This window comes from Haliea salexigens DSM 19537 (assembly GCF_000423125.1).
GTDB lineage: Bacteria > Pseudomonadota > Gammaproteobacteria > Pseudomonadales > Halieaceae > Haliea > Haliea salexigens.
The window spans coordinates 217,871-240,556 of the sequence record NZ_AUHJ01000001.1 but is presented as its reverse complement, the minus strand read 5'-3'; the positions used below and the strand labels follow the sequence as shown (position 1 = coordinate 240,556).

Genomic DNA, 22,686 nt, shown 5'->3' with positions numbered 1-22,686 from the left:
AGCCTGCCTGTTACAGCGTCAGGATGCGTCGCAGCAGGCTGTTCTCCCCGCGTTGCTGCTCCCGCAGCAGGAGGAGTTCGCGCAGCTGCTGCTCGATCTCACCGGCAATCTGGTCGCGAATTTTGCGCTGTTGCACCTTGCCCGGTTTGCGCCGGGTGTAGGCCGCGAGGCTGACCGGCTGCCCAAAGCCCAGATAACAGCGCTGGGGTTTTGGCAGCAGGCTGCCGAGTGCGCCCATCGCAATCGGGGGCAGGGCATCGCCGCGGGTATCGTCGGTGAGCAGGCCCACGCGCTGTAAGAGCCGGCCCGGGAGTGAGTCGGGCAGGGCTTCGCTCTCGATCAGGTGGTCGTAGAACTCGTCCGGGCCAACGATGCCAAAGGGCATGATCGTGTAACCGTGTTCCGCGGCCATGCGAATGAAGCCGAAGCGCTCCTTCCACTGCAGCTGGTAGCGCAGCCGGTTGGGCTTCACGGCCTCGTGCGCGCCGCCTGGAAACACCAGCAGGTCCTGCCCGTGGGCCATCAGCGCGCGGCAGACTTCGGGGTGGCCCATGGCCGCACCGCGTGCCAGCAAGGCATTTTCCAGTGATGGGTGCGTGAACAAAAACTTGTCGCCCAGGGGGCGCAGGAAACGTCCGTACTGTTGTTGCAGAATCGAAACAACAATCATGCCGTCCAGGGCAAACAGGCTGTGGTTGCCCACGAACAGGCACGGTTTATCGGGAATGTGCTCTACGCCGCTGACCACCGGCCGGAAAAGGCGTTTGATGAGCTGGTAGGCAATTTGCAGGTCACGGCTCTGCGGTACTTCAGTCAGTGCCAGCGCGCGCTCGATATGCCGTTGCAGGCGTTCGCCAGCCAGGGGCTGGTTGTCTTTGTCCAGAGCCGTCATGTGTTTTCCCGATAGCGTGAACGCGTGATTGTATCATTCACTGCCCAGCAGGCGCCCAAGGCCGCGTTGATGCAGCGCACCCTCCAGCAGCGCGCGGATGTCAGCACTGTTGTCCAGGGTGAGGGCCTGCTGCGCGAGGTCTGCGGCATCCCGGGCCGATATTGAGCGCAGTAACCACTTTATTCGCGGCAGCTTGGACGCACTCATACTCAGTGTACGAATACCGATGCCAAGCAGAAATACCACCGCGGCGGGGTCCGCCGCCATCTCGCCACAGAGGCTGAGTGGCAGCCCGCCGGCATGGGCGTGGGTGGTAATACGCGCTATTTCCTGCAGCACTGCAGGGTGGATGTGATCGTAGGCACCCGCCACGCGTGGGTTGTTGCGGTCCAGTGCGAGCAGGTACTGGCTGAGGTCGTTGGAGCCGATGGAGATGAAATCCAGCCTGTTTGCCCAGGCCGGCAGCAGTGATATGGCCGCCGGTACTTCCACCATAATCCCCACCTTGGGGCGGTGGACGTCAACGCCCTCATCGCGCAACTGCTGCAGGGCATCGTTCAGGACGCCCCCGAAAGCGGCAATTTCCCCGCTGTTGCTGATCATTGGCAGCAGTATATGCAGGTCTGCGCCACCCTCCGCAGCGCGCAGCATGGCGCGCACCTGAGTCATCAGCAGGGAACTGTTGTCCAGGCAGAAACGGATGCCGCGCCACCCAAGAGCAGGGTTTTCTTCATGTATCGGGAAGTAGGGCAGGGGTTTGTCGCCACCGATATCGAGGATACGCATGTAGACCGGCCGCCCGCGGTAGGCGTCCAGCACCTGCCGGTAGATATTCAGCTGCTCCTCTTCCGAGGGGAAGGTTTCGCTGATCATGAAAGGCATTTCGGTGCGGTACAGCCCGATGCCTTCGGCGCCGTTGGCGAGCCCCGGCGAAATATCCGCGAGCAGGCCGGTGTTGGCCATGAGTCGCACCCGTTCACCATCCGTCGTGGTTGCTGGCTCGTCCCGCAGGCTCGCGAGCTCCCCCTTCAGTGCCTGTTCGGCGCGCTGCAGCCGCTCGAATTCCAGCCGGATGGAGGGGCTGGGGTAGAGTATGACCTGCCCTGTATTGCCATCCACAATCAGGGGGCTGCCGTCGTCAATGCCCTTCAACTTGCCGGTTCCCATGACCGCGGGTACGCCCAGCGCGTTGGCCAGCACCGCCGTGTGTGACAGGCTCGACCCCTCGTAGCAGACGATGGCCGCGAGGCGCAGTGGGTCACAGGCGGCGATATCCGACACGCTCACCTTGGCGCCAACCAGCACCAGGGGGCCGTGATCGTCGGCAGGCGCATTGCCACTGGCACCGGCCCAGGACTGGTAGAGTTTGTTGCCGAGGTGATGGAGGTCTTCATTGCGCGCGCGCAGATAGGGGTCCTCCATGGCCAGGAACACTTCGGCGTAGTGATGCACGACCTGCCGCAGGGCACCGGGTAACCATTGTCCACCTGCGATGGCCTGTTCGACACCCAGGCGCAGCCCCGGGTCATTGAGCAGCATCTGGTAGGCCTTGAACACCGCGCTGACCCCTTCCGAGAGCTGCTCACCCAGTTGCCTGCGTTCGTTCTCGACGTCATCGCTCACTTTGGCCAGCAATTGGTGCCACTCGCTGATCGCGGCGGCGGGGTCTTCGCAGGGACGGTCGGGAACGGCGTAGAGGTCGACGTTCTCACACAGCCAGGCGTTGCCGATGCCGGTGCCGGGCGCACCCTTCACGCCCCGCACCCGCCGCACGGCGTTGGCCGGCGCATGCACGGCGAGCGGTTCGGGAGGCAGTACCAGAGCCAACTGGGTCGATAGCGTCACCAGAAACGCCTGTTCATCCGCGGACATCAGGCGGCCTTCGCGAGACTGCACCACCAGCACGCCGATAACGGCACCGGCTCGCACCACGGGAACCCCGCAGAAGCTGATGAATTCGTCTTCACGGGTTTCCGCCAGATAGCAGAAATCGGGGTGCGACGCGGCCTCGGCCACGTTGATGGGGTGTCGCGTTTGCGCCACGCGACCCACCAGGCCGCGGCCCGCGGGCAAGCGGCTGTAGCCCACGGCCTGCTGGTCCAGGCCGTGGCTGGCCACCAGTACCATGGCGCCATCGGTTGCGGCAATGTACAGGCTACAGACATCGACCGCGATCGCGCGGTGGATCGCTTCCACGATCAGCTTTACCTGGTCTTCGGTCTGGTCCGCCTGGGCGGCGGCTTGCACAATGCGGGTCAGTTCCTGCAGCGTATTCATCGATTGGTGTTCCGGTGCCCTGGTGGCGGGGAGTGAAGCACTTGTCTCTAGTATCCGCTATAGTGCCCGATCGTTGCCAGCCTACAAAGAGAGGAAACCCGCATGGCAGATACCGGATTGCAGTTGCGTACGCGCGTGAACGATGACAACACCCTGACGCTTTGGCTGGAGGACGTGCCTCTACCGCAGCCGGGCCCCGACGAAGTGCTGGTGCGCGTGGAGGCGGCGCCCATCAACCCGTCCGACCTCGCCCTGCTGTTCGGGCCGGCCGACATGAGCACCGCACGCAATAGCGGTAGTGCTGAGCGTCCGGTCATCACCGCAGATATTCCGGCCTCGGCCATGCGCCTCGTGCAGGCGCGCCTGGGGCAGGCGCTGCCGGCGGGCAACGAGGGCGCCGGTACCGTGGTCGCCGCGGGCAGCTCCGATGCCGCTCAGGCCCTGCTGGGAAAAACCGTAGGCGCATTTGGCGGTGAGATGTTTGCCCAGTATCGCTGTGTCAACGCACACGCCTGCCTGGTGCTGAATGATGGGACATCAGCCGCTGAGGGTGCGTCCTGCTTCGTCAACCCGATGACGGCACTGGGCATGGTGGAAACGCTGCACATGGAGGGTCACAAGGCGCTGGTGCACACGGCGGCCGCGTCGAACCTGGGGCAGATGCTGAACCGGCTGTGCCAGGCTGACGCCATTCCGCTGGTGAATATTGTGCGCAAAACCGAGCAGAGTGAGCTGTTGACGTCGCAGGGAGCAGAGTACGTCGTGAATTCCGGGTCCGAATCGTTCCAGCAGGATTTGCTGGCAGCGCTGGACGCCACGGATGCAACAATTGCCTTTGATGCCATTGGTGGCGGCAAGTTGGGCGGCACCATCCTCAACAGCATGGAGGCGGTCGCAGCGCGCAAGATGACCGAGTACAACCGCTACGGGTCCAACACGTTCAAGCAGCTGTATATTTATGGCGCCCTCGATCTGGGCCCCACGGTGCTGACGCGCAATTTCGGGTTCGCGTGGAACATTGGCGGCTGGTTGTTGCCCCTGTTTTTGCAGAAAGCCGGTCACCAGAAGGTGGGCGAGATGCGTGCGCGGGTGGCGGCGGAAATCAAAACGACGTTTGCCAGCCATTACACGCGGCGGGTCACGCTGGCCGAGGCGCTCAGTGTCGACGCGATAGAAGCCTACAATCGCCGCGCGACGGGTGAGAAATACCTCGTACTGCCGCAGGACTGACGCGCTGCTTGCGCGTTACCGCGCTGCCCGCACCGGCCTGCCCCTTGCGGGTAGCGCGTGGTATGGGCATGTTGCTCCGTTCAAGGGAAGCGCACATCCGTGACGGTCACTTTGAAAAACGGAAAGTAGTCCGGCGTGCCATAGTGGTTGCCTGCGACCACGCGCGTGGGTAGCCGGTAGCCATCGAACTGTTGAAATCCGGAAAGCTCACCGCCGAAGGGCTGTAGTCGATACGCCTGATCGCGGTTGGCATTGCTCCAGCGCTGGAAGATGACGCGCTCGGGCGCACCCTGTGCATCCACGTGAATCTCCACGGACTGTTGCAGGGGGCCTGCCATCAGGGGGCCTGCCATCAGGGGGCCTGCCGTCAGGGTCACACGAGCGCTGTTGGCACTGAGAGCCTCCCAGGTTACGCCGGCACCGGGCAGCAGGCTGGCGGGTGCCCAGAAGGCACTCTCGGCTACCAGGCGGCCAAACGCCGAGCGCAGGTGGTCCGGCCCGCCGGCGCGCGCCACGGGCAGCAGCCTCAACAACCAGAAACGGGTCCAGGACGCGCCGTGCAGAATGCCCTCAGTGCCGCTGATGGCTCCGCACCGCAGTGACCAGATAAACCCGCAGGGCGGGCAGAGAATCTCGCGGGCGCTCATGGGGCGGTAGGCGGGCTCCTCAGCTGTGCCCAGGCTCAGCTCACCGGTCATGTCGATTTCGACCGCTTGCACCAGCTTGGTGCCGGGCTGAATAGTGAAGTTGAAGTAACGCCGAGCCGGCTCGGGAAGATCGGCGACCATCGCGGGTTGGAACGTTTCACCGGCGTCGTACTGTATGCCGGCGAGTTCGCGCCAGGCGTTGTTTTCCGCTTTCTGTTCACGCACCCGCCAGCAAACAAGCATTGCAACAAGCAGCGCTGCAGCGGTCACAATACAGCTCAACCAAATCATCAATACCCCTAACGCCATAGGCGCAGCAAACGCTGGCAAGACCCGTCCAGAGATTAGCACGAGTGCCGGAGGACGTGCGCAGCGATGGCGTCTATGGCGATGCGGAGGGTGCCAGGCCTGCCGTGAGCACCCACGACACACTGCGCCTGGTGCAGGTATGATTCCCCTTTTGGACAGGAGGCCGACATGAAATCTGTACTCTTTGCCTTGCTCGTGCTGGGTGCCACCTGCGCAGTTGCGGCCCCGGCCGACAGGTTCAACGCAATAGTGGATGCCCACTGGTCCTGGACACTCGAGCAATCACCGCAGTTGCGCACCTACCTCGGGGACACCGGTGCCAATGACCGCTGGGGCGATATGGGCCTGGCAGCGCACGCACAGCGCGACGCACAGCGTGCTGATTTTCTCACGCAGCTTGAAGCGGTGGATGTTGACGCCCTGAACGAGCAGCAGCAGCTTAGCCATGCCATGCTCCTGCGGCGCTTGCGCAGCGAGCGCAGTGAATACGCCCTTGGCCTCTACCTGATGCCGATCAATATGCGTTCAGGACCGCAACACCTGCACACCCTGCAGGAGCGTGTGACCTTCAATAGCGAGCGCGATTACCGCGACTGGCTGCAACGCCTGCAGCAGCTGCCGCAGCTGTTGGCTGACTACCGCGCGCTATTGCAGGAGGGTATTCGCCAGGAGCGCACCCAGGCGCGCGTCGTCATGGAACGTGTTCCCGCCCAAATCGACCGCTTGCTGGCGGGCGAACCTGAGGATAGCCCATTCTACAAACCGTTCAACAGCGCCACCGCGGGGCTTGATGAAGCCCGGATGGCTGAGTTGCGGCGCGAGGCCAGTGCGGTGATCGAGCGGGGATTGAATCCGGCGCTGGCTGAATTCCGCGAATTTCTCCTCGCCACTTATCTGCCTGCCTGCCGCGAACAGCCGGGCATTGGCAGCCTGCCCGAAGGCAAAGCACTGTACCGCTTCCTCGCAGGCTATTTCACCACCACCGACATGACGCCAGAGGCCATTCACGAAGTCGGCAAGGCCGAAGTGGCGCGCCTGCTGGAGGAGATGGAGGACGTAAAACGCAGTGTTGGCTTCGCGGGAGACCTGCAGGCTTTCAATACGTTCCTGCGTTCGGATCCGCAGTTCTACTACAACAGCCCGGAGGCACTTTTCGAGGGTTACCTGGCCATTGCCAAGCGCCTTGATCCGCAGCTGGTAAAACTGTTTGGCAAGTTGCCGCGCATGCCCTACGGTGTGCGCCCGATCCCGGATACCATCGCCCCCGACACAACAACTGCCTACTACAGCCGGCCAGCAGCCAACGGTACCCAGCCCGGCTATTACTACGTGAACCTGTATCGCCCCGAAGTGCGGCCGAAGTACGAAATGGAAGTCCTGTCCGTACACGAGGCGGTGCCAGGCCACCATCTGCAGATCGCATTGGCCCAGGAGCTCGAGGGCCTGCCCCTGTTTCGTACCACGGGAGGGGAGACGGCCTTTATCGAAGGCTGGGGCCTTTACTCCGAGCGGCTCGGCTATCAGATGGGGCTCTATACCGACCCCTACTCACGCTACGGACAGCTGACTTACGATATGTGGCGTGCGGTGCGGTTGGTGGTCGATACCGGCATTCATTACTTTGGCTGGAGCCGGCAGGAAGCCATCGATTACTTCACGGCGCATGCGGGCAAGAGCGAAGCCGATATCGTCAACGAAATTGACCGCTATATCGGTTGGCCGGGGCAGGCACTGGCCTACAAGATTGGCCAGCTGAAGATTCTGGCGCTGCGTGAACGCGCCGAAGATGCGTTGGGCGACGCGTTTGATATTCGCGCTTTTCACGACCATCTGCTGGGCGCGGGTGCGATTCCGCTGGATGCCCTGGAGCGCCGTATGGACGCATGGGTTGCCAATCAGCGCAGTTGAATCAGCCAGCCGAGGCCAGCTGTGGCCGGTGTGGCTGGCCGAGCCGGCTGCGGTAGGCCCCCTCCACCTGTGCACACAAGCCGCGTACGTTGCGCTCGGCATCGTGCGCGACAGGGGGCAGAACAGAAACCCGCACGGTAGCCGGTCGCAGCAGCAATCCGCCCTTCGGCAGGGCATCGTGAACATTGTGCAGAACGATGGGCACAATGGGCACGCGGGCCTTTTTTGCCAGAAAGAAGGCGCCGTGGCGAAACGGCTGCAGGGCGCCGCTGGCACTGCGGGTGCCTTCCGGCGCAATCACCAGCGAGCGACCGTCGGCAAGCACAGCCTGCGCTGCCTGCAACACCGCGGACTGGTCCGGCGCATCGCGATCAACAAAAATAGTACCGGCGTTGGCCAGCAGGGCGCCCAGCAGCGGCTTGCCAGCCATCTCCTGCTTGCAGAACGGTACGACGTCGCGCCGCAGCAGCCGCGCCAGGATCATCGCGTCGAGGAGACTCTGGTGGTTGAACACATAGATCACCGGCCCGCGCTGGCGCAGAAATTCAGGACCATCGATATCCAGCTCCAGCCCGGCGAAGCCGCAACCCAGGTCACCCAATAGCTGGGTAATGCGATTGGCATTGCCTCGTGACGAGCCGCCGAAACGTGCAGCGAGTGTGCCCAGCAGGGATGTGGCTGCCACGGCCTGGCCGGTGAGGGCCGTGCGCAGTACCGACTCGAGGTCCGGCAAACTGCGCTGCAGCGCCGGCGCGTTCTCTTCATTGCGCATCACCAGGGTGTTCATATGCCTGCTACTCCTCTGCGGGTACCGCAGTCGTCGTCAGTCGGGTGCCAACCGGGGTACTGTGTGCCGCAATACTTGCTGCAATAAGCCTGCCATCTGCGTTATAGGGTGCCTCCTGGCGGTGACAAAGGCATGACGGAGGCTTGAAGCTGGCGTGACAGTGCGATGCAGGCGTGTGTGCAGCCACGCCTGAACCAGGCTGCGTGCACCAGGGCGGTGCAAGTGATCGGCGCTGCGCACCAGCATTGGCCAGCCCGGCGTGCTCAGCTACCATGACGCGATGCCAGCCCTGAACCTGCCCGCGCTACCCGTTACCGACGTACTGCCACCCTTGCGGGAGGCACTGGCGGCGGGCCGTGACGTGGTGCTGGAGGCGCCGCCCGGGGCAGGCAAAACCACCCTGGTGCCACTGGCCCTGCTCTCTGAGACATGGCTGGCAGAGCAATCGATTCTCCTGGTACAGCCACGACGCGTTGCCACGCGCGCAGCGGCCGCCCGTATGGCACAGCTCCTGGGTGAGACGACGGGTCAGCGGGTGGGCTATCGCATGCGTCTGGAAAGCCGGGTCAGCGCAGCCACACGCGTGGAGGTCATCACCGAAGGTGTGCTCGCGCGCCGTCTGCAGGCAGACCCGGGTCTGTCCGGTGTGGGGCTGGTTATTTTCGATGAGTTCCACGAGCGCAATCTCGATGCCGAACTGGGCCTCGCCCTCACTCTGCAGAGTCGTGCGCTTTTCCGCGATGACGTGCCGCTGCGCATCATGGTCATGTCGGCGACCCTGCAGGGGGTTCCGGTGGCGGGCCTGTTGCAGTCGCCATGCGTGCTGGTGTCCCCGGGGCGTCAATTTCCGGTGCACATCGAATATGGCGCGGGCCTGTCCAGTACGGAGCCTGTTGAGGGGCCGGTAGTGCGGGGTGTACAGCGCGTACTCGCGGAACGCGCCGGGAGTGTGCTGGTTTTCCTGCCCGGGCAGGCGGAGATTCGCCGTGTGCAAAGCCGGCTTGCCGGCCATGTGCCAGAGGATGTGCGCACACTGCCGCTACACGGGGGCCTTTCCCTGGCCCAGCAGCAGGCAGCGATTGACCCCTGTGATGCCGGGCGGCGCAAGGTGGTGTTGGCGACCAACATTGCCGAAACCAGCCTGACCATCGAGGGGGTTACCACGGTGATAGACAGCGGGCTGGAGCGACAGGCGCTGTTTGCCGCTGCCACGGGTACCACACGCCTTGCCACGCGGCGAATTTCCCAGGCGTCCGCGGCTCAGCGGGCTGGCCGCGCCGGCCGCCTGGCCCCCGGTTATTGCCTGCGGCTGTACAGTACGGATCAGTATGCCGCGCTGCCGGAGCAGCGGGTTCCCGAGGTACTGCAATCCGACCTGGCGCCGCTGGCCCTGCAATTGCTGGCCTGGGGGGTGAGCTCGCCCGCGGAACTGGCCTGGCTGGACACCCCGCCGGCGGCACACTGGCAGCAGGCTCTGGAGGTATTGCAGCGTTGCGCGGCGGCGTTTGTGCGTGACTCAGGGCAGTGGCAGTTGACCCGGCACGGTGTGCAGCTGGCCGGCTTGCCCCTGCACCCGCGGCTGGGTCATATGTTGCTGTGCGGGGCCGACATGGGCGCGGCCGAAACCGCAGCGTTACTCGCGGCGCTGCTCGCCGAGCGCAACCCGTTCTCTTCCGAGGGGGTGGACCTGAGCCCTGCGCTGGCGTGCCTGCGGGGAGAGGTGCCCCGACAAGCGCCGCTGCGCGCCTGGTTTCAGCGCACCTGGCAACAGGCACGGCGTTATACCAGCCTCGCGCGCAAGCATGGATCAGCGCCGGGTGCGCATGAAGTCGAGGTGGGGGCGCTATCCCTTTCGGCGGATGGGCAACTGGCCGTGCTGATCGCGCTGGCCTGGCCGGAACGGGTTGCCTGCGCCCGGCCGGGCGCTGCGCCGGGCGCTTTTCAGCTGGCCAATGGCCGCAGCGCCAGCCTGCCGCCGGAGGACGCGCTGGCCGCTGCACGCTGGTTGGCGGTAGCGGATCTGGGCGGTGTGCAGGGCCAGTCAAGTGACCGTGTTTATGCCGCTGCCGCACTGGACAGTGTGCGCTTTGAAGATGTGTTGGCGCCGCTGGTCCGGGTTGTGGAACGGGTGGAATGGGATGATCGCCAAGAGCGGTTTGTTGCTGAACGCCGGCGGCAGGTAGGCCAGCTGCTGCTGCAGCGCGAAACCCTCGCAGTGGTGCCAGCCGGTGCCAGAGATGAGGCATTGCGGGCACTGCTGCACAGGCGCGGTTTGCAGGTGCTGCCATGGACGCCGTGGCTGGAGCAATGGCGAGCGCGGGTGAGGCTGTTGCGGCACCTGCAACCAGCGCGCCCGGATGCGCCGTGGCCCGCGTTGGACGATGCAAGCCTGTTGGCTACGATCGACGATTGGTTGTTGCCCCATCTGGGTGGCGTTACACGTCTGGCCGACTTCGGCCGCGTTGATCTGCGCAGCATACTCGCCGGTCTGCTGCCTTGGCCCCTGCCGCGGGAACTGGAGCGGCTGGCACCGGAGCGCATCAAAGTGCCCTCCGGCAACAATATCAGCATTGATTACACAGGCGACACACCCGTGCTGGCGGTGAAGCTACAAGAGATGTTCGGCTGCGAGGACACCCCGTGTATCGCCGGCGGCTTGCAACCCCTGCAACTGCAGCTGCTGTCGCCTGCGCGCCGGCCTCTGCAGGTGACACAGGACCTGGCCACCTTCTGGCGCAATGTGTACCCCGAGGTGAAAAAGGAAATGAAGGGGCGTTATCCCAAGCACCCCTGGCCAGACAACCCGCTGACTGCCGTTGCCACGCACCTGACCCGCAAGCGCGCAGAGAGCGGTTGAGACCGGGAGCAGCCGTGCCGTGCTTCAGTGAACGGCGTTGTCAGCCAGGTCGGCGGTCAGCGCCTCGCGTATGCCGGGCTCGATGGTGAACCCCTCTATGGGGTACGCAGGGTGGTCGATGCCCGCCTGAATCGGCTCGCCGCGTTTGGCGGCGGTGATCATGTCGGGGGACAGCTCGAAGCGCATGAAGTGCACCGACGAGGTTTTTACCGCGTTGCTACGCTCGAGATCCTCATCGGCAATGGCATAGATACGTTCGCCATTGCCCACCTGCAGCCAGACCCTGTCTTCTATGTCGATCATTTCCGCCAGCCGGCGGGCGCGCTCGACAGGATCGGCGTACTCAAGCATGAAGGTGGCCTTCCAGTTGTGTCCAGTTGGAATCAGCGGGTTGTAGGCCTCCAGCTCCTCATTGATGCCGCTGGCTTCGAACACTTTTTCAATGCGCAACATTTCCTGGATCTGGTATTTGATGGTCAGCGCATCCTCGAAGTAGAGGCGGGCGTGCTCACCGAGCGAGAGTTGTCGTGTTTTCTTGTGCTCGAGTACCTGGCTGCGAAACCGGGGGCGTTCCACCGCGTACTCTTCCAGTGACCAGAGGTCTGCACGTGTCAACGGGCGCATAAATCTCTCCTTCCAGTTACAGGCCGTAGGCCTTGCGCAGCAGGGTCATGGGATGTTCTGCCCGTTCCACCGTGTCTGACAGGTTGGCGATGTGCGTAGCCGCCATCGGACAGTCGCTTGTGAAGTGGTCCGCTGCCTGCTGATCGACCTTGCGTACCACAGGTCGGGCGATCTTGACTGACTTGTCGCGGGTTTCCTGTTTGATCGCATAGGTGCCATCGTGGCCGGAGCAGCGTTCCTGAGCGGTGACGGCCGTCCCCGGCACGAGTTGCAATACGTCGCGGGTTTTCAGACCGATGTTCTGCACCCGCTGGTGGCAGGCTACCTGATAGGCGATATTGCCCATCGCGTTGGGGAATTCCGTCTGCAGGGCGCCACCCTTGTGGCGCAGCCAGAGATATTCGAACGGGTCGTAGAAGGCCTGTTTCACTTTCTGCACGTCGGGATCTTCGGGAAACAGCAGGGGCAGTTCCTGCTTGTACATAAGCACGCAGGAGGGAATGGGGGCAATGAGATCGTAGCCCTCGTCTACCAGTTTAGCGAGCACAGGGATGTTGGCTTTCTGCAGCTTTTCCACCGAATCCAGGTCGCCCAGTTCCAGCTTGGGCATGCCACAGCATTTCTCTTTGGGCACGATATCGATGTGGATGCCGTTGTGCTGGAAGACCCTGACGAAATCCTCGCCGATGTGCGGGCTGTTGTAGTTGCCATAACAGGTGGCATAAAGCGCGACCTTACCGGTGGTTTCACCCACCGCCTCGGGCGCCAGGTTGCGTACCAGGGGCTTGACCCGCTTGCGCAGGGTGTTGCTGCTGAAGGCGGGCAGCGGCGCTGCGTGGTGAATGCCAAAGCCCGACTCCAGCGCCCGGCGAAAAGTGCTGTTGTTGTTCAGCGCATTCACCGTGATATCCACCAGCGGAATGGTCGCCAGGCCGAAGGTACGATCGGTACTGGTGAGGACCCGGTCGCGCAGTCGCGCGCCTTCCTTGCGAAAATGGTTGGCTTTGGCACGCAGCATCAGGTGAGGAAAGTCCACCGCCCACTCGTGCGGAGGCACGTAGGGGCACTTGGTCATGTAACAGAGGTCGCAGAGGTAACATTGCTCGACCACCTTGTGGTAGTCGGATTTTGCAACGCCATCCACCTCCAGGGTTTCGGATTCATCGACAAGGTCGAACAGGGTGGGGAAACTGTCGCACAGGCTCACGCAGCGCCGGCAGCCATGGCAGATGTCGTAGACGCGCTCCAGTTCGGCGTCGAGTTTGGCCTGATCCCAGAAGTCATCCGAGCGCCATGCAACCGGGTGTCGTATGGGGGCTTCCAGGCTTCCTTCTCTCACGGCGAATTCCTCGTCTGCGGGCGATCACGAAAAACGGGTTCGCAGGGGCGCCACGAACCCGTTCTCAGGTACAGCCAGAGTGGCGTCGGCAGGTCCCGGCAGCCGGTTCAGGCGTCCAGCGTATCCAGTGCTTTCTGGAAGCGGTTGGCGTGGCTGCGCTCTGCCTTGGCCAGCGTTTCCATCCAGTCGGCTATTTCATCAAAGCCTTCGTCGCGCGCTGTCTTTGCCATGCCGGGGTACATGTCGGTGTACTCATGGGTTTCGCCGGCAATGGCAGCCTTGAGGTTGTCGGCGGTGGCACCGATGGGCAGGCCCGTGGCGGGATCACCGGTTTCCTCCAGATACTCAAGGTGGCCGTGTGCGTGGCCCGTTTCGCCTTCCGCCGTGGAGCGAAATACCGCCGCCACATCGTTGTAGCCTTCGACGTCAGCCTTGGCCGCAAAATACAGGTAGCGACGGTTGGCCTGGGATTCACCTGCAAACGCATCTTTGAGATTTTGTTCGGTTTGACTGCCTTTCAAGGACATGGCGTTTCTCCTGTTGGCGATAGAGTGCCGACACTGACGTGCGGTGTTAATAAACTAGGCTATCGGTTGCTATTCGTCCAGCTTGAAAAGTGGTTAAATCTGATCGAGAAAAGCGATTGAATGAGCATGAGCAGACAACCGACATTGAAGCAGTTGCGCTACCTCTGCGCGGTGGCTGAGTACGCCCATTTTGGCCAGGCGGCGAAGGCCTGCCATGTCAGCCAGTCCACGTTGAGTGCGGGTATCCTGGAGCTCGAGGACACGCTCGGCGTGTCACTGGTGGAGCGCAACAACCGGCAGGTGTTGCTGACCACTCTGGGCGAGGATGTGGTGCGCCGCAGCCAGGATCTGCTGCGCGATGTAGAAGACCTCGTGACCCTGTGCGATGCGGCAGCCGAACCTTTTTCGGGCAAAATGCGCCTGGGTGTAATTCCCACCGTGGCGCCGTTCATCCTGCCGCGGCTGCTCAACCGTCTGCGTGAACAGTACCCCGCATTTCAGCTGTTTATCCGCGAGGATCTCAGCCAGCACCTGGTCACGGCGCTGCATCACGGTGAGCTGGATGTACTGCTGCTAGCGCTGCCGTTTCCGGCGGAGGGTGTGGAAACCATGCCCCTGTTCAGCGATGAATTCCTGCTGGCCAGTCCGCCCGGCCATGTACTGGCGGGGCAGCCTGTGGTGCGCACGGCGCAGTTGAAAGGCGAGGGGCTGTTGCTGCTCGAGGATGGCCACTGCCTGCGTGAGCACGCACTGGAGGCCTGTAAACTGCGCGATTCCGATGTGTCGGTGCCTTACCAGGCCACCAGCCTCAATACGATTGTGCAAATGGTGGCAAACGGCATCGGCATTACCCTGTTGCCGCGCATGGCCCTGGATGCCCATATACTCTCGGGCACCAACGTCTGCATCAGCGAGTTCAGCGAGCGCAATGTCGCGCGCAGCATCGGCTTGATGTGGCGGCGGAAAACACCGCGCCGGGCCGAGTTCCGCTTGTTGGGTGACTTTGTCAGCCGCTGTCACGCGGGCCCTTGAAGCGCCATCACGGCAACGTGTGTGCGTGCGATAACGCCGCGATTCAGGCGCGTGTGTCCAGCGCACGGGCGCGCACGCTGCGGCCCTTCAGCTTGCCCTGCTGAAGTTTGTACAGGGCATCGCCGGCGGCGGCGCGCGCCACCGCAACAAACGCACAGTTGTCCTGCAGGGTAATCTTGCCCACGGCGGCACCGTCAATGCCGTTTTCTCCCGTCAACGCGCCGAGAATGTCCCCCGGGCGCAACTTCTGCTTCTTGCCCGCGCCAATCTCCAGGGTCACCATGGGCGGTTTGTAGTCTGGCTGTTCCAGCACGCTCGCCGGCGGTAGCGCACTGGGCGCGATGGGCTGCTCCAGCAGTGCCTCGAGCTTCGCCAGCTTGTGCTGCTCTTTCTCGCTGAACAGGGTGCAGGCCAGACCATGCCTGCCCGCACGCCCGGTGCGGCCGATGCGGTGAATGTAGACGTCGAGGTCGCACGGGATGTGGTAGTTGATCACCGCGTCCAGTGCGTCGATGTCCAGGCCGCGCGCGGCCACGTCAGTTGCGACGAGCACGGAAAGGCTCTTGTTGGCGAACTGCACCAGGGTGCGGTCACGGTCGCGCTGTTCCAGATCGCCGTGCAGGGGCAGCACGCTGAAGCCACTGCGGCGCAGCTCGCCGGCGACGGCGGCACACTCCTGCCGTGTGTTGCAGAACACCACGGCGGAATCGGGCCGCTGCTGTAACAGGAGCAGTCGCAGCGCGGTCAGGCGCTCGTCGTCTGCAACCCGGTGAAAAGCCTGGGCGATGGTGCCACTGTCGTGGGTTGATTCGACCTGCACCTGCAGTGGCTCCTGCATCACGCGCTGTGCGATGTCGGCAATCCCCGCTGGAAATGTGGCGCTGAACAGGAGGGTCTGCCGCGGTGCGGGAACGTACTCGAGAATGGCGTCCAGCGACGGCTGAAACCCCATGTCGAGCATGCGGTCGGCTTCGTCAAGTACCAGGGTGCGCAGCTCCGCAAGTTTCAAGGTACCTTTGCGCAAGTGCTCTTCAATGCGTCCCGGCGTGCCGACAATGATGTGCGCCCCGTGTGCCAGCGAGCCAATCTGCGGGCCAAAGGCCGCGCCGCCACAGAGGGTGAGGATCTTGATGTTGTGGATGCTGCGTGCCAGGCGCCGCAATTCGTTGGCGACCTGGTCGGCAAGCTCTCGTGTGGGGCAGAGCACCAGCGCCTGCACCGCAAACTGCTTGACCTGCAGTTGTTGCAGCAGCCCCAGCCCGAAAGCCGCGGTCTTGCCCGAGCCGGTTTTACCCTGGGCGATGACATCCCGCCCGGCAAGAATCGGCGGCAGGCTTTTTGCCTGTATCGGCGTCATCCGGTGGTAGTCCAGCGAGTCAAGATTGGCCAGCAGGTCGGGGTGCAGCGGCAGTGCGCTAAAGGATTCAGTGCTCACGGGAGTGTCCTGTTTCGGTGTAATGCCGGCCTGGCGGCGGTCTACGGGGCGCTGAGGCAGCCCCGGGACTGCCTCAGCGCCGCTTGCGTCGCGCCGGGTTGCGTGGCAGCCCATTGTGCTGGGTGGCGAAGGCACGGGTGCCGGCGGGGACGGTGGCGTGGCGCTTGGCCGGTTGCCGGGGCGGTACCAGGTGCAGCTTGCCATTGCCGATCAGGTCAGCCCGGCCCATCTTCTTCAGCGCCGTGCGCAGTTCGGGCCAGTTTTCCGGGTCGTGATAACGCAGGAAGGCCTTGTGCAGGCGACGCTGCGACAGCTTGCGCACGGTGGGCATGGAGTCGCTCTGCCGGCTGACGCGTTTCAACGGGTTCTTGCCACTGTGGTACATCGCGGTGGCGGTGGCCATGGGCGAGGGGTAGAACGTCTGCACCTGGTCGGCGCGGAACTTGTTGCGCTTCAGCCACAGGGCGAGGTTCATCATGTCTTCGTCCCGGGTTCCCGGGTGTGCGGCGATGAAATAGGGAATAAGGTACTGCTGCTTGCCGGCCTCCTGAGAGTACTGCTCGAACATGGCCTTGAAGCGATCGTAGGTGCCCATGCCGGGCTTCATCATCTTCGACAGAGGCCCGTCTTCCGTGTGTTCCGGGGCAATCTTCAGATAGCCACCCACGTGATGCTTGACCAGCTCCTCCACGTACTCGGGCGTTTCCACCGCGAGGTCATAGCGCAGCCCCGAGGCAATCAGTACTTTCTTCACGCCACTCACGGCCCGGGCGCGCCGGTAGAGGCTGATAAGCGGGGTTTGATCGGTATTCAGGTTCTTGCAGATACCGGGGTACACACAGCTGGGCTTGCGGCAGGCAGCCTCGATGGTCTTGCTCTTGCAGGCCACGCGCCACATGTTTGCGGTGGGGCCGCCGAGGTCGGAAATAACGCCGGTAAAGGCTTTGGAGGTATCGCGAATACGCTCGACCTCGCGGATGATCGAGTCCTCCGAGCGGTTCTGGATGATGCGTCCTTCATGTTCCGTGATGGAGCAGAAAGTGCAGCCGCCGAAACAGCCGCGCATGATGTTCACCGAGTGGCGGATCATCTCGTAAGCCGGGATGCGCGCATCGCCATAGCTGGAATGGGGCAGCCGTGTGTAGGGCTGCTCAAAAACCAGGTCGAGCTCTTCGGTTTCCAGCGGGATGGGTGGCGGGTTCAGCCACACATCCCGGTCGCCGTGGGCCTGCACCAGAGGCCGTGCGTTGTAGGGGTTGGTTTCCTTGTGCAGGATGCGCGAGGCGTGGGCATACAGCGCCGGGTCGTCGCGCACCTGTTCGTAGGCGGGCAGGCGAATGACCGCCTGCTCGTCCGCCTCGGGCCGGTCCAGCAGGCGCACCGGTACCACCTCCAGTGCCTCGCTCTGACCGGCCTCGGAGGCGTCGGCACAGGCGGGGCTGCTGGTGTCTATATACGGGTTCACTGGCGGGTCGATGGGGCCGACCAGGTCGATACTGGTGGAGTCTATGACCCGATAGGCCTCAGGCAGGCGCTTGCAGACATAGGCTGTGCCGCGCACATCGCGAATCTGTTTTACCGGCTCGCCGGCGGCGAGGCGGTGCGCAACATCGACCAGGGCTCGCTCCGCGTTGCCGTAGAGCAGCAGATCGGCCTGGGAGTCGAGCAGAATGGAGCGGCGCACCTTGTCGCTCCAGTAATCGTAGTGCGCAATGCGTCGCAGGCTGGCCTCAATACTGCCGATGATCAGGGGCACATCCCGGTAGGCCTCACGCACTCGCTGGCTGTATACGATCACCGCGCGGTCGGGGCGTTTGCCCCCCACGTTGCCCGGTGTGTAGGCGTCGTCGTTGCGTCGTTTGCGGTCGGCCGTGTACCGGTTGATCATGGAATCCATGTTGCCCGCAGACACGCCGAAAAACAGGTTGGGCCGCCCCAGTGCCGTGAACGCTTCTGCGCTGGTCCAGTCCGGCTGGGCGATGATGCCCACCCGGAAACCCTGCGCCTCCAGTGTGCGGCCCACAACTGCCATGCCGAAACTGGGGTGATCCACGTAGGCATCGCCGGTGACAATGATGATGTCGCAGCTGTCCCAGCCCAGCGCATCCATCTCCGCGCGGGACATCGGCAGCTCCGGGGCTGCCCCATAGCATTCCGCCCAGTACTTGCGGTAGGAAAACAGGGGCTGTGGGCTGTGGCTGTTGGACATGACTGTGGCTGGTGAACGGTAGCAGAATGACCGTGTAGTATACGCGATTGCAGCGCTTCCTGCCGCGTGACCCGGCGCGTCTGGCGGTATTATTGCGCATCCGGGCCATGTCGGGATCGACTCTGGTAGAATTCCGCGCTCATTTCCGGAGTCAGATAGTTCGCCATGTCCACTGATGTTACGCCAGCAGTCTCTTCCAGCCACGCACCATTGGTCGCCTTTGCCAACTGTGAACTCGTACGCATAAGCGACACGGCGGTGCTGGTGATCAATCGGGACAACAATCGCCAGTTGATGATGTCGCCGCAGGTGGTGCAGGGCCTCACCACCTGCACAACGTTTCGCACCATTGAAGAACATGCCAGTGTACTCGCGGCAACACGCCCGGAACTGCAGGGGCGTCCAGAGCTGGCGGTGCAGGCTCTGGAGGGTCTGTTGGCCAACGGCATGCTGTTGCGGGCCGGGGATGCTGCCGCACGTCTGTCGGGAGGTGCTGGCAGGGCACCCGCGCCCACGCGTGTCTTCGTGATTACCTGTGATCGCCCTGCTGCGGTGGAGCGCCTGCTGGAGTCGCTGTTGCGCAACGGCAAGTTATCGCGTCACGAGTCGCTCTTCCTTGTCGACGACTCGCGCCAGGCCGAGTGCCGCGCTGCCAACCGGGAGCTGGTGGCCGGTTTCAATACACGCAGCCCCACCGACATGCACTACGTTGGGGAGGAGGCGCAACGCGCCCTGCTCAACGGGCTCATTGCCGCGCAGCCCGCAGCCGAGAACGGCCTGCGTTTTCTACTCGATCCTGCCCAGTGGTCCGGCCACAAGACCTATGGCCGTGCACGTACGCTGTGCCTGTTGCTGTCGGTGGGCTACCGCGCCATCATCATGGATGATGATGTGCTCTGCCAGGCGTTGTTGCCGCCGGTGACCGAACCCGGCCTGGCCATTGGCGGCATGGCCTCGCGCCAGGCCGCTTTTTTTGCGGACCGGGACGAGCTCGCCCGAGCCGCGGTGCCGGCGGACTTCGACCCCCTCAGCGGCCACGCCAGTTTGCTGGGGCGCACTGTGGGCGCCGTGGTGGACGCGGCGGGGCAGGGCGGCTTGGCGGAGGAGCAGCTGCGGGGCGTTAACGCTTCGCTGGCCAGCGTGCTGGAGGCAGACGCGCCGATTCTGGTGACCCAGAGTGGCTCCTGGGGTGACCCGGGTACGTCATCCGCACACTGGGTGCTCTCCCTGCAGGACGCCTCCCTGACCCGGCTGCTGGGGCAGGAGGCATCACTGGTGGACATTATCGAGAACCGCTGCAACTGGCTGGGAAGCCCGCGTCTGTCGCTGATCAAAGTGGCGTCGATGTCGCAGATGACAGGGTTGGACAACACAGCTCTCCTGCCACCGTATTTCCCGGCTTTCCGCGGCGAGGATCGGCTGTTCGGGGCCATGGTGGAGGCGATCCATCCCCGCGCCTGCTCGCTGGAGTACCCCTGGTGTGTGCCACACATGCCGTTGGAAGAGCGCCACTTCAGTATCCGTGAACCGATCGCAGCCACTGGCGGTATTCCATTATTCGCGCGCTACCTCACCGACCATATCGACTACAAGGACGCCTCCGGCCCATTGTTGCGCCTGCGCCATGTGGCGGAGGATGCACGGCGGATTGCGGCGCGTTCGGACCGCGACCTGTTACTGGACTTTCGCACCGAGGTGGCGCACAGCCACGCCAGTCAACTGGGGATGATCGGCAACCAGCAGCAGAAAGCGGTACAGGTGGGCTCTGAGGCCTGGCAGGCCTATCTGCAGCGCGCCCTGGGGGAAATACAGGCGCTGCTGGCGGAACAGCAGTCCCCGGTTATGATGCGGGGCGTGCCAGCGGGCAGTAGCGAGGCAGAGCTGCTGCAGCGCTTCCGCCAGTATGCCTGTGGCTTCGCGGATGCCCTGGAGCACTGGGCCGCCGTGCGCGATGCAAGCAGCACGGTGCTTGAGCGTCTGCAACAGGCTGGCGAGTTTATGCCCTGAGGATTACCGTGCCGCGCATACCTCGGCGACCGTAGCCACCATGGCCGAGGTGAGTGTGGCCAGGTCCTCGTCCTGCATGATGTAGGGCGGCATGCAGTAAACCAGCCGGCCGAAGGGCCGCACCCAGACGCCCCGCTGCACGAACAGCGGCTGCACTTTCCGCATGTCCACGGGCTCCGCAAGCTCGATAACACCGATCGCACCCAGGGTGCGCACATCCGTGACGCCGGGCAGGTCCCGCGCCGGCGCGAGCCCGCTCTCGAGGCCGCGCTGAATGCGCTGCACACAACGCTGCCAGGGCTGTGACAGCAGCAATTCCACGCTGGCCACGGCGGTCGCACAGGCCAGCGGGTTGCCCATGAAGGTCGGCCCGTGCATGAAGGCCCCGGCTTCGCCGCCACTGATACCGTCGCTGATGCGGCGGGTACACAGCGTGGCCGCGAGCGTCATGTAGCCACCTGTCAGCGCTTTTCCCAGGCAGAGTATGTCCGGCTCCACACCGGCGTGCTCGAGGGCAAAAAGTTTGCCGGTGCGGCCGAAGCCGGTAGCGATTTCGTCGTACACCAGGAGCACGTCGAAGGCATCACAGAGCGCCCGCAGGCGCACCAGATAGTCCGCCGAGTAGAAGCGCATGCCGCCGGCACCCTGCACGATCGGCTCGACAATCACCGCTGCCAGCTGCCGATGGTGGGTCGCCAGCAGTTCCTCCATGGCGGCCATCGCGCTGTCGTCGCAGGTTTCCCCGAAGGCCGTGGTCGGTGCCGGGGCAAAATGGTGTTGCGGCAACACATCGCCGAACAAGTGGTGCATGCCGGTGACCGGGTCGCACACGGACATGGCGCCAAACGTATCGCCATGATAGCCGTTGCGCAGGGCAACGAATTTCTGCTTTTCCGGGTGGCCGGTCGAGTACCAGTACTGGATGGCCATTTTCAGCGCGACTTCCACGGCCACGGAACCGGAGTCACTGAAGAACACCCGTTCCAGTGCAGGGGGCGTGATTTCCGCCAGCAGCTGTGCCAGACGTACGGCCGGGGCGTGGGTCAGGCCGCCAAACATGACATGCGACATGGATTCGAGCTGAGCCTGCGCGGCCCGGTTCAGTACCGGGTGGTTGTAGCCGTGGATGGCGCACCACCAGGACGCCATTCCATCAATCAGCTCGCGACCGTCTGTGAGGGTGAGGCGCACCCCGCGCGCGCTGCGCACAGGGTAGACCTCAGGCGGATCAATGGCGGATGCGTAGGGGTGCCAGATATGCGCGGCGTCGGCAGTTTGCAGCTGCATCCAGTCGGGTGCTGTTGCGGTCACAGAATCTCCAGCAGGCTTGCGATGATGTTGTCGAGCAGCAGGGGTTGTGCTGCGGCGGTGGGGTGAATGCCATCATCCTGCATCAGCGAGGCATCGGTGGCGATACCGTCGAGAATGAAGGGCCCCAGGTGTGCGTCGGTTTGTTGCGCCACGGCGGCGAAACTCTCCCGAAAGGCAGCGGTGTAGCGCTTGCCGTAGTTCGGGGGGATCTCCATGGGCAGCAGCAACACTTTGGCGCCATTGTCTTCAGCCAGTTCCGCCATGCGCAGCAGGTTGCTGCGAATCCGGACGGGTGGGTGGCCGCGCAGGCCATCGTTGCCGCCCAGCTCCAGCACCACCACCTGCGGGCGGTGTTGCGCCAGCAGGTCTGGCAGCCGGCGCAGGCCGCCACCCGTGGTTTCGCCGCTGATGCTGGCGTTGACCACCGTGTACTCGGGGTGGCTGCTGCGCAGTTGTGCGGCAAGCAGGCTCACCCAACCCTGTTCCAGAGACATGCCGTAGGCGGCGCTGATACTATCACCCAACACAAGCAGGGCTTTCTCCGCCAGTGCCGACTGCGGCATTGCCAGCAGCAGACACAATCCGGCGGCGCGTGAAGTGCGTATCAGTGCGAAAAGGAATCGCGACATGATCAAGGCTGAAAATCTCCAGAAACGGGTGCCCATGGCGGGCAGCGAGCTGGAGATACTGAAAGGGATCACTCTGGAAATCAAGTCGGGGGAGTCGGTGGCCATCATCGGTGCTTCCGGATCCGGCAAATCGACACTGCTGGGCTTGCTGGCCGGGCTGGACGAGGCGAGTGCTGGCCGGGTGGTCATTAACGGCACCGACATCAGCGCGCTGGATGAGGATGAGCGCGCGTTGTTTCGCGGGCAGCACGTCGGCTTCGTGTTCCAGTCATTCCAGTTGTTGCCGGCCCTGACTGCGCTGGAGAACGTCATGTTGCCGCTGGAGTTGCAGGGGCAGGGCAAGGCGTTGACGCTGGCCCAGACCTTTCTCGAGCGGGTGGGCCTGGGGGAGCGTATCCAGCATTACCCGCGGCAGATGTCCGGCGGTGAGCAGCAGCGGGTGGCGATTGCCCGCGCCTTCGCCAACACGCCGTCGATCCTGTTCGCGGATGAGCCCACGGGCAACCTGGATACCGCAACCGGGAGTCACATCATTGACCTGCTGTTCGAACTCAACCGCGAGCAAAATACCACCCTGGTCCTGGTGACCCATGACCTCGGCCTTGCGGAGCGCTGCCAGCACCGGTTTCGCCTGGAAGCCGGCGCCCTGGTCGACGGAGACTGAGC

17 protein-coding genes are annotated in these 22,686 nt (G+C 63.7%); 6 read left to right on the top strand and 11 right to left on the bottom strand.

What is annotated here, in order from left to right; all coding sequences use genetic code 11:
* Positions 1-10: 10 nt before the first annotated feature.
* Complete coding sequence (locus tag G533_RS0101135) at positions 11-892, bottom strand: lysophospholipid acyltransferase family protein (protein ID WP_027948366.1); 882 nt, start codon at positions 890-892, stop codon at positions 11-13.
* Positions 893-925: 33 nt separating this feature from the next.
* Positions 926-3,169, bottom strand: a complete 2,244-nt coding sequence (ptsP, locus tag G533_RS0101130; protein WP_027948365.1) for a phosphoenolpyruvate--protein phosphotransferase — start codon at positions 3,167-3,169, stop codon at positions 926-928.
* 102 nt (positions 3,170-3,271) lie between these two features.
* Between ptsP and G533_RS0101125 the strand changes: the two genes are divergently transcribed.
* The gene (locus G533_RS0101125; protein WP_027948364.1) at positions 3,272-4,399 is read left to right on the top strand and encodes a zinc-binding dehydrogenase; all 1,128 of its coding nucleotides are present in this window, start codon (positions 3,272-3,274) and stop codon (positions 4,397-4,399) included.
* A gap of 80 nt (positions 4,400-4,479) precedes the next feature.
* Here G533_RS0101125 and G533_RS0101120 read toward each other — a convergent pair whose 3' ends face one another.
* Positions 4,480-5,337, bottom strand: a complete 858-nt coding sequence (locus G533_RS0101120) for a DUF6544 family protein (protein WP_027948363.1) — start codon at positions 5,335-5,337, stop codon at positions 4,480-4,482.
* A gap of 186 nt (positions 5,338-5,523) precedes the next feature.
* Between G533_RS0101120 and G533_RS20050 the strand changes: the two genes are divergently transcribed.
* The gene (locus tag G533_RS20050; RefSeq protein ID WP_035525811.1) at positions 5,524-7,263 is read left to right on the top strand and encodes a DUF885 domain-containing protein; all 1,740 of its coding nucleotides are present in this window, start codon (positions 5,524-5,526) and stop codon (positions 7,261-7,263) included.
* A 1-nt stretch (position 7,264) separates the two neighbouring features.
* On the opposite strand, the gene G533_RS23240 is transcribed toward G533_RS20050, so the two are convergent.
* The gene (locus G533_RS23240) at positions 7,265-8,050 is read right to left on the bottom strand and encodes a lysophospholipid acyltransferase family protein (protein WP_027948362.1); all 786 of its coding nucleotides are present in this window, start codon (positions 8,048-8,050) and stop codon (positions 7,265-7,267) included.
* Positions 8,051-8,330: 280 nt separating this feature from the next.
* On the opposite strand from G533_RS23240, the gene hrpB reads away from it, so the two are divergent.
* Positions 8,331-10,907: an ATP-dependent helicase HrpB gene (hrpB, locus tag G533_RS0101100; RefSeq protein ID WP_205622517.1), complete on the top strand. Its 2,577-nt coding sequence runs from the start codon at positions 8,331-8,333 to the stop codon at positions 10,905-10,907.
* Between the two features lie 24 nt (positions 10,908-10,931).
* Here the strand turns inward: hrpB and G533_RS0101095 are convergent, their stop codons facing one another.
* From G533_RS0101095 to G533_RS0101085, 3 genes are all read right to left on the bottom strand, one after another.
* Positions 10,932-11,531 (bottom strand): DUF3501 family protein, encoded by a 600-nt coding sequence (locus tag G533_RS0101095; RefSeq protein ID WP_027948360.1) that lies wholly within the window; start codon positions 11,529-11,531, stop codon positions 10,932-10,934.
* A 16-nt stretch (positions 11,532-11,547) separates the two neighbouring features.
* The gene (locus G533_RS0101090) at positions 11,548-12,870 is read right to left on the bottom strand and encodes a heterodisulfide reductase-related iron-sulfur binding cluster (RefSeq protein ID WP_027948359.1); all 1,323 of its coding nucleotides are present in this window, start codon (positions 12,868-12,870) and stop codon (positions 11,548-11,550) included.
* Positions 12,871-12,977: 107 nt separating this feature from the next.
* Positions 12,978-13,397, bottom strand: coding sequence for a rubrerythrin family protein (locus tag G533_RS0101085; RefSeq protein WP_027948358.1), 420 nt, complete (start codon positions 13,395-13,397; stop codon positions 12,978-12,980).
* Positions 13,398-13,523: 126 nt separating this feature from the next.
* On the opposite strand from G533_RS0101085, the gene G533_RS0101080 reads away from it, so the two are divergent.
* Positions 13,524-14,429: a hydrogen peroxide-inducible genes activator gene (locus G533_RS0101080; protein WP_027948357.1), complete on the top strand. Its 906-nt coding sequence runs from the start codon at positions 13,524-13,526 to the stop codon at positions 14,427-14,429.
* Between the two features lie 43 nt (positions 14,430-14,472).
* Here G533_RS0101080 and dbpA read toward each other — a convergent pair whose 3' ends face one another.
* Both dbpA and G533_RS20040 read right to left on the bottom strand, forming a co-directional pair.
* Complete coding sequence (gene dbpA, locus G533_RS0101075) at positions 14,473-15,864, bottom strand: ATP-dependent RNA helicase DbpA (RefSeq protein ID WP_027948356.1); 1,392 nt, start codon at positions 15,862-15,864, stop codon at positions 14,473-14,475.
* 73 nt (positions 15,865-15,937) lie between these two features.
* Positions 15,938-18,073: a YgiQ family radical SAM protein gene (locus G533_RS20040; RefSeq protein WP_035525808.1), complete on the bottom strand. Its 2,136-nt coding sequence runs from the start codon at positions 18,071-18,073 to the stop codon at positions 15,938-15,940.
* Between the two features lie 165 nt (positions 18,074-18,238).
* Between G533_RS20040 and G533_RS20035 the strand changes: the two genes are divergently transcribed.
* Entirely contained in the window at positions 18,239-20,080 is a 1,842-nt protein-coding gene (locus G533_RS20035) for a hypothetical protein (protein ID WP_144079748.1), read from the top strand.
* 3 nt (positions 20,081-20,083) lie between these two features.
* Here the strand turns inward: G533_RS20035 and bioA are convergent, their stop codons facing one another.
* Complete coding sequence (gene bioA / locus G533_RS0101060; RefSeq protein ID WP_035526034.1) at positions 20,084-21,367, bottom strand: adenosylmethionine--8-amino-7-oxononanoate transaminase; 1,284 nt, start codon at positions 21,365-21,367, stop codon at positions 20,084-20,086.
* Between the two features lie 20 nt (positions 21,368-21,387).
* A complete protein-coding gene (locus G533_RS0101055; RefSeq protein ID WP_027948354.1) occupies positions 21,388-22,020 on the bottom strand; it encodes an arylesterase in 633 nt (210 codons plus the stop codon).
* Here G533_RS0101055 and G533_RS0101050 point away from each other — a divergent pair.
* Entirely contained in the window at positions 22,019-22,684 is a 666-nt protein-coding gene (locus tag G533_RS0101050; RefSeq protein ID WP_027948353.1) for an ABC transporter ATP-binding protein, read from the top strand. The genes G533_RS0101055 and G533_RS0101050 overlap by 2 nt on opposite strands.
* The last annotated feature ends 2 nt before the right edge of the window (positions 22,685-22,686 follow it).

What these genes read in the sequence shown, in the direction of transcription:
- G533_RS0101125 (WP_027948364.1), top strand. Translation starts at nt 3,272, where the DNA reads ATGGCAGATACCGGATTGCAGTTGCGTACGCGCGTGAACGATGACAAC.
- ptsP (WP_027948365.1), bottom strand. Translation starts at nt 3,169, where the DNA reads ATGAATACGCTGCAGGAACTGACCCGCATTGTGCAAGCCGCCGCCCAG.
- G533_RS0101080 (WP_027948357.1), top strand. Translation starts at nt 13,524, where the DNA reads ATGAGCAGACAACCGACATTGAAGCAGTTGCGCTACCTCTGCGCGGTG.
- G533_RS0101085 (WP_027948358.1), bottom strand. Translation starts at nt 13,397, where the DNA reads ATGTCCTTGAAAGGCAGTCAAACCGAACAAAATCTCAAAGATGCGTTT.
- G533_RS0101055 (WP_027948354.1), bottom strand. Translation starts at nt 22,020, where the DNA reads ATGTCGCGATTCCTTTTCGCACTGATACGCACTTCACGCGCCGCCGGA.
- G533_RS20035 (WP_144079748.1), top strand. Translation starts at nt 18,239, where the DNA reads ATGTCCACTGATGTTACGCCAGCAGTCTCTTCCAGCCACGCACCATTG.
- G533_RS20040 (WP_035525808.1), bottom strand. Translation starts at nt 18,073, where the DNA reads ATGTCCAACAGCCACAGCCCACAGCCCCTGTTTTCCTACCGCAAGTAC.
- G533_RS0101120 (WP_027948363.1), bottom strand. Translation starts at nt 5,337, where the DNA reads ATGATTTGGTTGAGCTGTATTGTGACCGCTGCAGCGCTGCTTGTTGCA.
- bioA (WP_035526034.1), bottom strand. Translation starts at nt 21,367, where the DNA reads ATGCAGCTGCAAACTGCCGACGCCGCGCATATCTGGCACCCCTACGCA.
- G533_RS0101095 (WP_027948360.1), bottom strand. Translation starts at nt 11,531, where the DNA reads ATGCGCCCGTTGACACGTGCAGACCTCTGGTCACTGGAAGAGTACGCG.
- G533_RS20050 (WP_035525811.1), top strand. Translation starts at nt 5,524, where the DNA reads ATGAAATCTGTACTCTTTGCCTTGCTCGTGCTGGGTGCCACCTGCGCA.
- G533_RS0101050 (WP_027948353.1), top strand. Translation starts at nt 22,019, where the DNA reads ATGATCAAGGCTGAAAATCTCCAGAAACGGGTGCCCATGGCGGGCAGC.
- G533_RS0101135 (WP_027948366.1), bottom strand. Translation starts at nt 892, where the DNA reads ATGACGGCTCTGGACAAAGACAACCAGCCCCTGGCTGGCGAACGCCTG.
- hrpB (WP_205622517.1), top strand. Translation starts at nt 8,331, where the DNA reads ATGCCAGCCCTGAACCTGCCCGCGCTACCCGTTACCGACGTACTGCCA.
- G533_RS23240 (WP_027948362.1), bottom strand. Translation starts at nt 8,050, where the DNA reads ATGAACACCCTGGTGATGCGCAATGAAGAGAACGCGCCGGCGCTGCAG.